Origin of the sequence: Amycolatopsis sp. lyj-23 (assembly GCF_046549135.1) — a bacterium.
Taxonomy (GTDB): Bacteria; Actinomycetota; Actinomycetes; order Mycobacteriales; family Pseudonocardiaceae; genus Amycolatopsis.
The window spans coordinates 178,216-191,247 of the sequence record NZ_JAJPWN010000011.1; the positions used below are offsets into that span (position 1 = coordinate 178,216).

The 13,032-nt window shown below is 70.5% G+C and carries 13 protein-coding genes and 1 pseudogene; 9 read left to right on the plus strand and 5 right to left on the minus strand.

The window, feature by feature from the left end:
• Positions 1–5 precede the first annotated feature (5 nt).
• The 4 genes from ACLJPY_RS27600 to ACLJPY_RS27615 all read right to left on the minus strand — a co-directional run bounded on the left by ACLJPY_RS27600 (position 6) and on the right by ACLJPY_RS27615 (position 2,906).
• Positions 6–512 carry a hypothetical protein gene (locus tag ACLJPY_RS27600; RefSeq protein WP_410592733.1) on the minus strand — a complete coding sequence of 169 codons (507 nt, stop codon included), beginning with the start codon at positions 510–512 and terminating at the stop codon, positions 6–8.
• Between the two features lie 277 nt (positions 513–789).
• Positions 790–1,140 (minus strand): STAS domain-containing protein, encoded by a 351-nt coding sequence (locus ACLJPY_RS27605; RefSeq protein WP_410592734.1) that lies wholly within the window; start codon positions 1,138–1,140, stop codon positions 790–792.
• A 225-nt stretch (positions 1,141–1,365) separates the two neighbouring features.
• The gene (locus ACLJPY_RS27610; protein ID WP_410592735.1) at positions 1,366–2,343 is read right to left on the minus strand and encodes an L-threonylcarbamoyladenylate synthase; all 978 of its coding nucleotides are present in this window, start codon (positions 2,341–2,343) and stop codon (positions 1,366–1,368) included.
• Between the two features lie 140 nt (positions 2,344–2,483).
• On the minus strand, positions 2,484–2,906 hold the full coding sequence (locus ACLJPY_RS27615; protein ID WP_410592737.1) for an ATP-binding protein: 423 nt from the start codon (positions 2,904–2,906) through the stop codon (positions 2,484–2,486).
• 133 nt (positions 2,907–3,039) lie between these two features.
• Between ACLJPY_RS27615 and ACLJPY_RS27620 the strand changes: the two genes are divergently transcribed.
• Positions 3,040–3,576: an RNA polymerase sigma factor gene (locus ACLJPY_RS27620; protein ID WP_410592739.1), complete on the plus strand. Its 537-nt coding sequence runs from the start codon at positions 3,040–3,042 to the stop codon at positions 3,574–3,576.
• 26 nt (positions 3,577–3,602) lie between these two features.
• Entirely contained in the window at positions 3,603–4,070 is a 468-nt protein-coding gene (locus ACLJPY_RS27625) for a peroxiredoxin family protein (RefSeq protein ID WP_410592741.1), read from the plus strand.
• 27 nt (positions 4,071–4,097) lie between these two features.
• Here ACLJPY_RS27625 and ACLJPY_RS27630 read toward each other — a convergent pair.
• A pseudogene (locus ACLJPY_RS27630) lies at positions 4,098–4,343 on the minus strand (flavin reductase family protein); the annotation flags it as partial.
• A gap of 50 nt (positions 4,344–4,393) precedes the next feature.
• Between ACLJPY_RS27630 and ACLJPY_RS27635 the strand changes: the two are divergent.
• The 7 genes from ACLJPY_RS27635 (at position 4,394) to ACLJPY_RS27665 (ending at position 13,027) form a co-directional block, all read left to right on the plus strand.
• Positions 4,394–5,689 (plus strand): TetR/AcrR family transcriptional regulator, encoded by a 1,296-nt coding sequence (locus ACLJPY_RS27635; protein ID WP_410592742.1) that lies wholly within the window; start codon positions 4,394–4,396, stop codon positions 5,687–5,689.
• A 528-nt stretch (positions 5,690–6,217) separates the two neighbouring features.
• Complete coding sequence (locus ACLJPY_RS27640; protein ID WP_410592743.1) at positions 6,218–7,498, plus strand: glycoside hydrolase family 15 protein; 1,281 nt, start codon at positions 6,218–6,220, stop codon at positions 7,496–7,498.
• Between the two features lie 49 nt (positions 7,499–7,547).
• A complete protein-coding gene (locus ACLJPY_RS27645) occupies positions 7,548–9,473 on the plus strand; it encodes a GMC family oxidoreductase (RefSeq protein ID WP_410592744.1) in 1,926 nt (641 codons plus the stop codon).
• Complete coding sequence (locus ACLJPY_RS27650; protein ID WP_410592745.1) at positions 9,470–10,540, plus strand: ferritin-like domain-containing protein; 1,071 nt, start codon at positions 9,470–9,472, stop codon at positions 10,538–10,540. Before ACLJPY_RS27645 ends, ACLJPY_RS27650 begins: the two co-directional genes overlap by 4 nt.
• Positions 10,537–11,094 (plus strand): hypothetical protein, encoded by a 558-nt coding sequence (locus tag ACLJPY_RS27655; protein WP_410592746.1) that lies wholly within the window; start codon positions 10,537–10,539, stop codon positions 11,092–11,094. The genes ACLJPY_RS27650 and ACLJPY_RS27655 overlap by 4 nt, the downstream gene beginning before the upstream one ends.
• A complete protein-coding gene (gene iolE / locus ACLJPY_RS27660) occupies positions 11,078–11,992 on the plus strand; it encodes a myo-inosose-2 dehydratase (protein WP_410592748.1) in 915 nt (304 codons plus the stop codon). Before ACLJPY_RS27655 ends, iolE begins: the two co-directional genes overlap by 17 nt.
• Positions 11,993–11,995: 3 nt before the next feature.
• Positions 11,996–13,027 (plus strand): sugar phosphate isomerase/epimerase family protein, encoded by a 1,032-nt coding sequence (locus tag ACLJPY_RS27665; RefSeq protein WP_410592749.1) that lies wholly within the window; start codon positions 11,996–11,998, stop codon positions 13,025–13,027.
• Positions 13,028–13,032 lie beyond the last annotated feature (5 nt).

The window sequence follows — 13,032 nt, forward strand, 5'->3', positions numbered from 1 at the left end:
GGCGGTCAAGGGCGCTCGCCCCTCACGGCTCGGCGCAGCGCCGCCTCCACGGCATCGGCCAGCAATGCCGCTTCGGCTTCGTTCAGGCCCAACGTCTGCCCGTGGACGAGGCAGGCATCCCGGACCTCATCGATCCGGTCGACGTCCAAGGCCAGTTGCGTCGGCGTTGTCGCTCGCCGGCGGCGGCGCCACCACCGGCGGCGCTGCAGACCGGCGAACCCCGCCGCGCCAAGCACCTGGGCAGCGGTGCCGGTCAGCAGCGGGTAGATGATGTCGCTGAGCACCGAGGGATCGGTGCCGCCCAGGCCGATCTCGCCGCCGGTCCAGGCGCCGGCCGGCTTGCGGGGATCCCTGCCCGCCGCCCATTCGGCCGTCACCAAGGCCAGGTAGGGCAACTGGCCGGGAGCGACCTCGGCGACGACCTCCTGGGCGAGATCCGCGAGCCCGATCACGAGCCGGGCCGGCGCCACCCCGCCACGGCCCACGTCATCCGGATGGGTCATCTCGGTCATCCGGTCACCCGATCCCCGTGTCCACTCGACTGAATCAGCACGGGCTGTCAGTCGCCGCCCGCGCGCCGGGAGTTACACCAGCTGCCGAATCCCGTGGTGACCGCCTTCGACCGGTGAGGCGGCCTGCCGGGTTCGTGGTGCCACCCGGCAGGCCTGGCCGCCGGGAGCGAGTCGGGGGGATACCCGCGTGCCGGACGGCGTCCACCGATAGTGGCGATGGCCGGGGGTGTCGACCAGGGTCGAACGGCTCTGGCTATCGGTCAGCGCACGTCGTAGGTCATGCCCCGGCGGCGGGTGGTTCCAGCGCCAATGTGGACTCGAGGCCCAGGCTCATCAGCTTGCGACGGGCCGGCTCGGAAGCCACGAGACGCAGCGGTGTTCCGCGTGCGGCGCAGCGGTGGGCCAGTGCGACGAACGGGACGACGGCTTCCACGGTCAGGTAGGTCACCGCGGTCAGGTCCAGGACGATGGCGGCGGCACCGGCCGTGTACGCCGGGGCCACGACCTCCTCGGCGACGTGGGTTCCGATGAGCTCCCCGGCCGCGCGCAGGATCAGCACGTCGCTCGGCGGCAGCGCTCGCGAGTCGGTGAAGGTGGGATCACCGTGGGGATCCGCCACAGTGCTCACGTGCCCGTCCTGTTCCGCCGGGCATCCTCGACGCCTCTCCTGACGAGAGGCACAGGGTCGCGAGCTGCGCAGCTGTCCTACTGGGGTATCTCGTCGGGCATTCGTCGTGCGTTACCACTCGGATGGGTGGATCGAGGCGCGCATCAGGGTGGCTCTGGTCCGCGGCGATCGACCGCGCCGCGGTGACGTTCGCAGCAGCGGCGCGGCCTCGAAGTCGGGCGCCGGTCAACGGGGTTCGCGGGGCCCTGCCGCGCGGCGAAGCCGGTTGGCGATCGCGAGACCCAGCTCCGCCTCCGCCGGCAGTGACGCGATGATGAGGTCACACCCCAGCTGGTCGAGTTCCCGCAGGAAGCCGTACAGCCCGCGCGCGTAGTCGGCCATCGACTCCGGAACCGTCACCACGGCGTGCGCCTTCACCGGAACGTCGGCGCAGGACGGCGGCAGGAAGACGCCCACCCGGTGTCCCCGTTCCTGCGCGAGCTGCGCTTCGGCGACGATCTCGTCCGGCTCGACCAGGACGACCCGCGCGCGGGGTGCGTAGTGCGACGGGTGCTGCCCGGGCACCCGGATGGGGCTCGTCGACCCGGCCGCGACCGGGCGCCCGAGCACGGCTTCGAGGTCTTCGGCCGTCACGCCTCCGGGGCGCAGGATGCTCGCGGTGTCGCCGGTGGCGTCGACGATGGTCGACTCGACGCCCACGTCGCAGGGGCCACCGTCCAGCACGAAGTCGACGGCGTCCCCGAGTTCGGCGCGGACGTGCTCGGCCGTGGTGGGGCTGACCGAGCCGAAGCGGTTGGCCGAGGGCGCCGCGACACCGCCGCCGAAGGCCGACAGCAACTCGAGCGCGACGGGGTGGGCGGGCACCCGCACGGCCACCGTCTCCAGCCCGCCGGTCGCCTCCAGCGGCACCCGGCGACCGCGGCGCAGGACGAGCGTGAGCGGCCCCGGCCAGAAGTGTCCAGCCAGCACGAGCGCCGTCTCGGGCACGTCGGCGACCCAGTCGCCCAGCTGCTCGGCGGCGGCGAGGTGGACGATCAGCGGGTGCGTCGGCGGCCGGCCCTTCACCTGGAACACCCGCGCCACAGCGGCGGGGTCCTCGGCGTTGGCGCCCAGCCCGTACACCGTCTCGGTCGGCACGGCGACCAATCCCCCGGCGCGCAGCACGTCGACCGCCTGGGCGATATCACCGGCTCCTGCTGTCACCCTCAACCCCTTTCCGACCGTTCTGCCGGCGCGCCGAGCGGTCTCGTTCTCGAGCGCAGCGGCCCGGCACGTCCTGGAGCAGCGTAGAACCTGCAGATCGACCGGCGGCTTCCTGGTGCGTTCCAGAGCGAGTGCCCGGTTTACATCTCGGCTGGGAAGACCTTCACGGGCACCAGCGCCCACACGACCTTGCCGCGCGCGTCGGTGCGGACACCCCAATCCGAGGACAGCTGACCCACCAGCCGCAACCCGTACCTCAACGCGACGACCCGGACCGCGCCCGCCACCGCGTCACCGTCACACACCTCGACCAGCACGTTCTCCGACGTACGGCCGATCCGCAGCAGCTTCGGCGACCTCGCGTGGCGGTAGGCGTTGCCGACCAGCTCGTCGACCACCAGCAACACCGCACCGAAACGGTCGTCGAGCTCCGCGCCCGGCAGCATCGCCTCGATCATCGCCGCCCGCACCTGCCGCAGATCCGGCCGGCCGGTCAGATCGACCGTCACCCCCGCCGTCGAGCCCGCCAGCGGCCCGATCCCCCGGTTCTCGTCGAACGTCACGCCGTCGCTTCCTTCCACTCCGCCTGATGTGTGTTCGTCACCCGGCAGCGGATGGATGGGCGCCGAGGGTTGAATCCTTTTCCGGTGCCGGGCCCTCTTATGGGTGTTGGTCACGTCGAAAGGGACAGGTGCGATGGGATGGGTCAGCGAGCAGCTCGTCGAAGCCGCGCAAGGAGGTGACCGGGAGTCGATCACCGCACTCGTGCAGGGGGCTCATCCGCACGTGCGGCGCTTCGCCGACCACCTCTGCGCGTCGCCGCAGGACGCCGAGGACGCGGCGCAGGAGGCGTTGATCGTCCTCTACCGCAAGATCGGGTCGTTGCGCGCGACGGCGGCGCTGGCTTCCTGGATGTTCCGGATCGTCCGGCACGAGTGCCTGCGCCGGGCCCGGCGCGTCCTGGACGGCGCCGACGCAACCGGCCCCGCTCTCGAGGCCTCGGCCTCGGCCGAGGAGGAAGTCCTCCAGCGGCTGGAAGCCGAGCGCGTGGCCGAAGCCATCCGGGCGCTGCCGGACGTCCAGCGCCGCGTGCTCATCCTGCGCGATGTCCTGGGGCACCCGGGGCGGACGGTCGCCGACGGCCTCGGCCTGAGCACCGCGGCGATGAAGTCCCACCTCTACCGGGCCCGGACGGCGGTCCGGCTCCGGCTCCACAACTCCCCCGGCGCCTGATCCGCCGGCCGCGAAAGGAAGCCCACATGCTCGAAGCCGGATCGCCCGCGCCGCAGCTGACACTGGAAGACACCGAAGGACGGATCGTCCGCCTCGCCGACCACCGCGGCGAGCACGCGGTGCTGCTCTACTTCATGCGCTCGACGTCCTGCCCGGTCTGCCACCGGCACGTCCGTGACCTGGTCGAGAACGCCGACGCGCTGGCAGCCGCCAACGTCCGGGTCCTCATCGCCATCCCCGAGGACCGCCCGGCAGCGGCCGCTTGGCGGGCGAAGCACCGGATACCGTTTCCGGTCCTCACCGGCCGTCGCGCCACACCGCACGAGCTGGTCGGCCTGAGCCGGAAGATCTTCGGCTCGATGCAGCAGTCCGGCAGCATCCTCGTCGACGCCGAGGGCATCGTCCGCCACGCCCACGGCGCCACCATGCCCACCGGCAGCTACGACAAGAAAGGCATCACGGCCACCATCGCCGGGCTGCGCGCCCCGGCTTGACTGTCGAAGGCGACCGGTGGCACGGGTTCAGGCGAGCTGCCGGGAGCCGCTTCCGTGGAACACCAGCGGACGGGTCGATGACCGGAACTCGACCGCCGCCACCGGCAGCAGAGCGATCACGTGATCGCCGGCCGGCACCTCTTGGCGCAAGGTGCCATCGAACCGGGCAACGGCGCCGCGGAAGATCGGCCACGTGGTGGACGTGCGCTGGATCGAGGCGGCGACCAAGGGCGGTTCCAGGGAGATCGAGGCGAAGGCACTCACCGCCATCCCCGCCGGAGCGCCGGATAATTAGCCCGGCAAGGTCAGGAAAGAGTGGCCCCATGGCAGGACAGGCACCCACGCGGTCGTTTGCGGATGTCGCCAGGGCGGCCGCACAGGTCTTCACCCGGCGCGGGTACCGGGAGGCCGGCATTTCCGATGTGGCCAAGGAACTCGGGCTCAGCCACGGTGCGCTCTACACCTACGTCCAGAGCAAGGAGGCGCCGCTCTACGTCGCACTGGCCTGGTCGATCGACCCGGACCTGCTGGACGGGCTCGAGACGCCCGTGCGGCTGTCGTCCGAAGAGGAGATCGTCGCGCTCGCACGGCGGTGGACCGAAGCCGAAGGGTTTCCGCGGCTGGCCGCCGCCTCGGGCCGGCGGCGCGTCGAGTCGGCCCGTGCGGAGTTCGGCGAGATCATCGACGAGCTCTACAGCTTCATCGAGCACAACCGGGACGTCCTCGCGCTCGTCGCGCAGTGTGCCCGTGAACTGCCGGAGATGTTCCAGTTCTGGTTCGTGCAGCGCCGCCGCGGCCATTTCGACGCGCGGAACGGCTGGCCGAACCTGGCGATGGCGCGGGTGCTGAGCGACCGGTCCGGCGGACCGCTCGGCTCGCTGGCGCAACTGCCCCTCCTGCCGCTGCCGGCGGGTCCGCCGCTCATCGTCCTGTGCGTGCTCGGGGTCCGCCGGCTGGGCTGGGGACCGGGCCGCGACCACCGGTGGGCGCTGGCGGTCGTGGTGACCGCGGTCGTCGTTTTCACACTCGGGGGCGGCAAACCCTACTACCCCGCCCCCGCACTGATCGCGCTCTTCGCGGCCGGCGCGGTGCGCGCCGAAGCGACCAGCCGGGGCCGGCGCCGCTGGCCGGCGGTCATCGTCCTCTCCGGACTGATCGCCGTCCTGATCGGATACCCCGCACTGCCCGCCCGCGGCCAGAACGCGTTGCGCGCGATCAACCCCACGGTGATGGAGACGTTCGGCTGGCCCGAATTCGCCGACCAGGTCAGGGCCGCGGAAAGCCGGCTGCCGCCCGCCACCCCGATATTCACCAGCAATTACGGCGAAGCCGGAGCGCTCACCATCGACGGCGGATTCGCCGGACCGATCCTCAGCGGGCAGAACGCCTACAGCTTCTGGGAACCGCCCGCCGGCCGGCCGGACACCGTGCTGTGCGTCGGCGAGTTCAAGCTGTCCTACCTGCGGCGATTCTGGTCGGACGTGCGGGAGGTCGGGCCGATCACCATGCCGGACGGCATCGGCAACCAGGAGACCGACCACCACGCCGCGATCTACGAGTGCCGGGAACCACAGGGCACCTGGCAGCAGCTCTGGCCGTCCCTGCGCCACTTCGATTGACGGACGCCAGTACCTCGTCCACGACGACGTCCACCTGCGTGGCGGTGCCCGGTTCGAGAAATGATCGTTTTCCGACGCGATCAGAAGCGCTCCCGTGAATAGTGGACAAATCTTGCCGGTGCACGCCGACGCCACGACCATTCGGGCAGAGGTGACCCCAGACCCTTGACATCCTTTTTGGGGAAGGCCAGCATCTGGGATTGGTTGGGGTGTCGCAAGTATTGATCAATCGGGGGGTGAGCGGCGCGTGCAATTCGATCAGCCGGTTCTTCGGCGGGCCAGGACTACTCGTTGGCGGTCGCTCCCGGCGAGCCAGCTTTGGCACGCAAGGGAACTCGCGGCTTCCGATCCGACCATCCGCTCGCAAGACAATGGAGTTCAGCAATGTCCGAGTCTGCCATCACGACCGACATAGCCACGCGTCCGAGCCGGTCCATCGGATTTTCCGGAGAGCGGGCCAGAATCCAGACCTCCTTCGCTCCGGGAGCGACGGACCTGCCTTTGCTCGTGCCGATCATGTTCACTTTCATGTTCCGCAACATCGCCAGCGATGGCTTCATCTTCAGCGATCCGGAGTCGCCAGGCGACATTTCACGGGACTCGAAACCGGGGTGCATCATCGCCGCCCCGTCCTTCCCGGCCGCCACTCCCGGCATCGACGAGGACTACGTCTTCAACTGGGTGCGCGACGGGGCCATCACGGCCATGGAAGTGGCCAAGGCCGCCCTGCCCACCGGTCCCGACGGCACGGTGCAGACGCTCAACGACTACGTGCGGTTCGCCGACCTCTGCCACTCGAACGCCCAGCCGACCAAGGGGCACGCCTGCTTCACCATCGCCGGCGAGGCCCGTCCGTGGACCGAGCAGAACGACGGTCCGGCCCTGCAGTCGATCACCATCCTGGCCGCCTACGACCAGCTCGACGCCGACACGCAGAAGCGGGCGCTCGACCTGGTGAACTCCAACGTGGCCTTCCTGCTCGGCGTCTACGAGGAGCCCACCACGAACCTGTGGGAGGAGCACACCGGGTACAGCTTCTTCGCCCGGTCCGCCCAGCTGCGCTGCTTCGAGGAGGTCCAGGCCTCGACCGTCGCCGGAATCGACAAGCCGGCCGGGCTGCAGACCGCCATCGACTGGCTCCGCCAGGCCCTCGACGGCCACTGGGACGGGAACGTGTACGTGAGCATGCTGGCCGACCCCGGTGACGGCGGCCGGCCATCGCCCCAGAACCCGGTCGTGAGCTTCTACGACCCGAACATCGACATCGTCCAGTCGTCCGTTTACGGCGGCATTCCCGTCACCGACACCAAAATGCTGGCCACGGCGGCCCGGCTGCGCTCGCAGTGGGAGGAAGGCGGCATCGCCTGCTACCCGATCAACAAGTCGGACAAGGAACAGTTCGGCATCGGGCCGCTGTTCGGCCGCTACCCGGGCGACGTCTACGACGGTGACACCGCGCACCCGGTGCTCGGTGGCCACCCCTGGGCCCTCTGCACCTGCAACGTCGCCGAGCTGCACTACAAGCTGGCGGCCGAGATCAAGGCGAGCGGCGAGGTACCCCTGGACGAGCTGTCCGCGCCCTTCTTCGCCCAGTCCGGCATCGACGCGTCGACGGCGTGGGCGGCCGCCGCCGAGGCCCTGACGGCGACCGGGGACGCCATGGTGCGGTCCGTCGTCTACCACAGCGACCACTTGGAACTCTCCGAGCAGTTCGACGGCACCACCGGCTTCGAGCGCAGTGTCCACGACCTGACGTGGAGCTACGCCGCCTACCTGTCCGCCATGCGAGCTCGCGCCGAGGCCGTGTGACCCCCACCGACCCGGATCCCGGCCGGTCCGGCGAAGGAGTGACTGCCTCATGTACGTGAAATTCCCCGGCGGGGCGGCGAAGCGCACCGACCCCGCGGCGGCGGCGGACGTCGTCTACGACGCCGTCATCGTCGGCGGCGGGATCGCCGGCGCGATCGTCGCCTCGCGGCTGAGCGACGCCGGAAAGAGAGTGCTGCTCCTCGAAGCCGGCTCGGCCGAGGACCTCACCCTGCGGGGCTACGAGGGCTACCTCGACCGTTTCTACTCGGCACCCGGCAAGGACAACCAGTCCCCCTACCCGGTCGTCGCCAACGCCCCGATGCCCCGCGGCACCGACGCGCGGCGCATCGCGCCGGGAGTGCCCGACGCCTCGGCCTACATCGTCCAGAGCGGGCCGCTCGCCACCGACACCACCTACACGAGGGTCCTCGGCGGCACCACCATGCACTGGGAGGCCAAGACGCTGCGGATGCTGCCCGAGGACTTCCGGATGCGGACCCTCTACGGCGAGGGCGTCGACTGGCCGCTCGGCTACGAGGACCTCGCCCCCTACTACAACGAGGCCGAACGCGAGATCGGCGTCTCCGCCGACGTGGCGGACCAGGCCTACCTCGGGATCGCCTTCGACGAGGACTACGTGTTCCCCATGCAGGGGCTGCCCCTGTCCTACCTGGACCGGGTGGTCGCCAGGGACCTCGACGGGATGCCGGTCGAGCTCGACGGGCAGCAGCGGGAGCTGCGGGTGCGGCCGTTCCCCCAGGGCCGCAACGGGATCCCGAACCCGGCCTACGACGGCGGGAAGGGCTACGTGCCGCGCGGAGCGGTGAGCTCGTACCAGGTCGAGGTCGGCGAGCGGTGCCAGGGCAACAACAACTGCGTGCCCATCTGCCCGGTGCAGGCCAAGTACAACGCCGGCAAGACCCTCGCGGTGGCCCTGCAGAGCGGCCGGGTCGACCTGGTGGCCCAGGCGGTGGCCCACAAGGTGCACGTCGACGAGCGAACGGGCCGGGTGACCGAGATCGAGTACCGCCGCTACGACCGGCCGGACCGCCCCGGCTTCACCACCGTGCGAGCCCGGGGCCGGCTGTACGTCCTGGCCGCCAACGCGGTGGAGAACCCCCGGCTGATGCTGGCTTCCGGCCTGCGCGGCTCGAGCGGCCTGATGGGACGGAACTTCATGGACCACGCCTACCTGCTGGCGTGGGCCCTGCTGCCGGAGGTGGCCGGCACCTTCCGGGGCACCAACTGCACCGGCGGCATCACCGACCTGCGCGGCGGCCGGTTCCGCCGCCGCCAGGCGGCGTTCAGCGTCGACATCCACAACGACGGCTGGGGCTGGGCGCGCGGGGCGCCGATGACCGACCTGGTCGACCTGGTGGACGCCGGTGGCCGCTACGGCGAGTCGCTGCGCCAGGGCCTGGTGGACCGGGTGTCGCGGCAGCTGCAGCTGGCCTTCATGGTGGAGGTCCCCGCCAGCCCGGGCAACCGGATCACCGTCGACCCGGCTTACACCGACGACCTCGGGAACATGCGGCCCATCCTGACCTACGACCTCCCCGAATACACGATGCGTGGGGTGGCGTACGCCCGGCAGCTGTCGAAACGGATCTTCGCCCGCCTCGGGGCCGAGGACCACACCGTGTACGACCCGAACTTCTGGGGCTACGCCACCTACGCCGGTGAGGGCTACGAAATCCGCGGCGGCAACCACCTCGCCGGCACGCACATGATGGGCCGCGACCCGGCGACCTCGGTGGTCGACGCGGACCAGCGGTCCTGGGACCACCGGAACCTCTTCCTGGTCGGCGGGGGAAGCATGCCCACCGTGGGCACCTCCAACGTGACGCTCACCATCGCCGCCCTGTGTCTGCGCAGCGTCCGGGCCATGCTGGCCCAGCTGGACTCCGACGCCACGCCGATCGCCGTCACCCCGGACGCCGCCACCCAGGGCCACCTCCAGGAGGTGGCCCGGTGACCGCGTCCACCATCGACACCCGTGCCGAGCTGATCAGCTACCTGGAAACGGCGATGGCGCTCGAGCACGCGACCATTCCGCCGTACCTGACCGCGTACTACTCGATCCGGTCGACCACCAATTCCGACGCCGCGCACCTCATCCGGGTGGTCGCGGTGGAGGAAATGCTGCACCTGACCCTCGTCGCCAACGTCCTGAACGCCATCGGCGGGACGCCCGACCTGACCCGCCCCGGCTTCGTGCCCTCCTACCCGGCCTACCTTCCCGACGGAGAGGACGATTTCACCGTCGACCTGCGGCCCTTCTCCCCCGAGGCGGTGGAGACGTTCTGCAAGATCGAACGGCCGGGCCGGGCTCCCAGCGCCGACACCCGGCTGGTGCGCACCCGGGCCGGCGAACCGCCGCTGCTGGTTTCCAGCCCGACGGCCGAGCGAATGCACTTCTACAGCATCGGCGAATTCTACGCGGAGATCATCGAAGGGCTCGAGAAACTGGCGGCCGGCGACCCCGGGCTCTTCTGCGGGAACCCGGCCCTGCAGGTGGGGCCCGAGTACTTCTATTCCGGGGGCGGGAACGTGATCCCCGTCTTCGACCTGGACTCGGCCCGGCGGGCACTCAACTTCATCGCCGACCAGGGCGAGGGCCTCGATTCGGGCCTCTACGACGCGGAGGGGGAACTGGCCCACTACTACCGGTTCCGGCAACTGCAGCTCGGCCGCTACTACCAGGTCGGCGACCTCCCCGACGCGCCGTCGGGGCCGCCGCTCAGCGTCGCCTGGGACGAGGTGTACGACGTGAAGGTCAGCGCCAAGCTGGCCGACTACCCGGCGGGATCGGGACTCGCCGCCGCGGCCCGGCAGTTCAACGCCGACTACGGGGCCTTCCTCGCGCTGCTCACCCGGGCGTTCACCGGGGAACCGGCCCTCCTGCTGGACGCCGTCTGGGCCATGTTCCGCCTGCGCGACGGGTTCACCCGGCTGATCCGGAACCCCCTGCCGGGCAGCGGCGGCCGGCACGCCGCTCCCACCTTCGAGATCCCGGCCGTCTCCGCGGCGGTGGCGCCATGACCACCGAGCTGCTCGACGAGTTCCTCGTCCTCTCGGTCGACCTCACCGCCTTCGAGGAGACCGACCTGCTCGGCACCGGCCTGGCCCGGCAGTACCTGGCCAAGGTGCGGGACGCCTGCGGTGCCGAGGTCGTCACCGCTCTCCTGGCCGCCCACCGGGCGGCCCGGACCGACGCGGCCGGGAACGGTGACCAAGCCGTGCTCGACCGGACCGTGCTCGACCGGACCGTGCTCGACCGGACCGTGCTCGACCGGGCCCTGCGCCACCGGATCTTCAGCGACGACCGCCTCGGTCCGGTGGCCCGCAACGTGATCAAGCTCTGGTACGCCGGGATGTGGTTCGGGCTGCCACCCGAGTGGATCGACTGCTACGGAGCTCATCCGGCCGCGGGCACCTCGACCGTGACCGCCGCCTCCTACCAGGAGGGGCTGCTCTGGCGGGCCATCGGCGCCAACCCTCCAGGGGCGAAAGCGCCCGGCTACGGCGCCTGGGCGGAACCACCCCGCATCGAGGACCGCTACCTGAAGGGGCACCGGAATGACCGCAATCGTTGACCGCCTCGGTCCGGACAGGGTGAAACTCGGCGTCTGCTGCACCCTGTGGTGGAACGACGACTTCCCCACCATCGACGCCGGGATCTCCTTCGGCCAGGCCGTGAGCGAGATGGCGCTGGCCGGCTTCCAGGGCTGCAGCCTCGGGCACAAGTACCCGTCGGACGCCGCCACGCTCAAGGCCGCTCTCGACCTCCGCGAACTGTCGGTGTCCGAGCCCTGGACGAGCACCTACTTCACGATCGGCAAGATGCGGCAGAAGACGATCGCCGCCTTCGAGCAGACGCTGGCCCACATCAAGGCGCTGGGCGGGACCGAGCTGGTGGTGGCCGAGTTCGGCGCGTCGTCGCACCTGCTCCCCGTCGACGTGTTCGCCAACCGCCCGGTTCTCACCGACGCCCAGTGGGACGACCTGACGTCCGGCTTGCAGGAGCTCGCCAAGATCGCCGTCTCCGCCGGGATGAAGCTCAGCTACCACCACCACATGGGCACCGGCGTCATGTCCGGTGCCGACGTCGACCGGTTGCTGGCCTCGACCGATCCCGACCTCGTCCACCTGCTGCTCGACACCGGGCACGCCGCCTTCGCCGGCGACGATCCGCTGGAGATGGCCCGGGCGCACGCCGACCGCATCGGCCACGTCCACCTGAAGAGCGTCCGGCCCGAGATCGTGCGCCGGGTGCGTGCGGAAGGCCTGTCGTTCCAGGAGGCCGTCGAGCTCGGCGTCTTCACCGTGCCCGGCGACGGCGCGATCGACTTCCGGCCCATCCTCGAGGTGCTGGCCGACGCCGGCTACCGGGGGTGGCTGGTCGTGGAAGCCGAGCAGGACCCGAACCAGGCCGTCCCGCTCGAGTACGCCAAGAAGGCTCGCGCCTACCTCGCCGACGTCTTGGGCTGGTAGCGCATGAACGCGACCTTCGAACGAGACGTGTTCTTCAGCTTCTTCATGTTCACGGCCGATCTCAGGCCGCAGGACCCGCGTTACACCCGGACGCTGATCGGTCACCTGCGGGCCCTCACCGACATGGGCTACGACGGCTTCGACGTCCACATCGCCGCCCGGCCCGCGGCCGTCGACCACGAGCTGGAGGTCGAACACTACGCCGGCCTGAAGAAGGCGTTCGACGAAGCCGGGTTGGCGGAGGCGAAGTTCACCACCAACGTCGGGACCACGCGGACCTTCGACCCGACTTCACCGTACGAGGACCAGCGCCGGCAGGCCCTGTCCTACCTCGAATCACGCGTCGACATCACCCGGGTCCTGGGCGGCGACTCGATCATGTCGGGACCGTTCCTCTACCCCTACGGCGTCTTTCCGGTCACCGACGCCGGCGAGCCGATCTGGAGCGACGCCCTCCAGGATTGGCTGAAGCCGCGCTACGACGCGGCCCGTGACGTCTTCGAGGAGCTGTTGGCGTACGCGGAAACGCAGGGGGTGAAGCTCGCGATCGAGCCCGTCAAGAGCTGGGAGACGCCACCGCCCAACATGGTCTCGGAGGCCCTGGACTTCCTCGAGGGCCTCGATCACCCGCGGGGTGGCGTGACGATCGACACCGCGCAGGTCGTGCTGGAAAGCCAGGGGCCGGCGGTCTTCAAGGACAACGTCGCCCGGGCCGCCCGGCAGGACCGGCTCCACTACGTCCACATCTCCGCACCCGACCGGGGCGCGGTGCGCGACAGCTGGATCCCGTGGGACCTGATCCTGAACGAGGTCGAGCCGGTCTACCGCGGGCCCTACCTGATCGAGGTGTTCAACGCGGTCCCGCCGTTCGACAGCTCCATGCGGATGAGCCGACGGCGCTTCTGGCGGCCCGGCGAGGACGACCCGGTGTCCGATGTGGACAGCGCCTACGACGTCGCCAGGGCCGCGTTGGCGGAACTGGGCGAGCAGCTCGCTCGTTCCGCCCGAGCTCGACAGGAAGGTCACGGATGCTAGCCCAG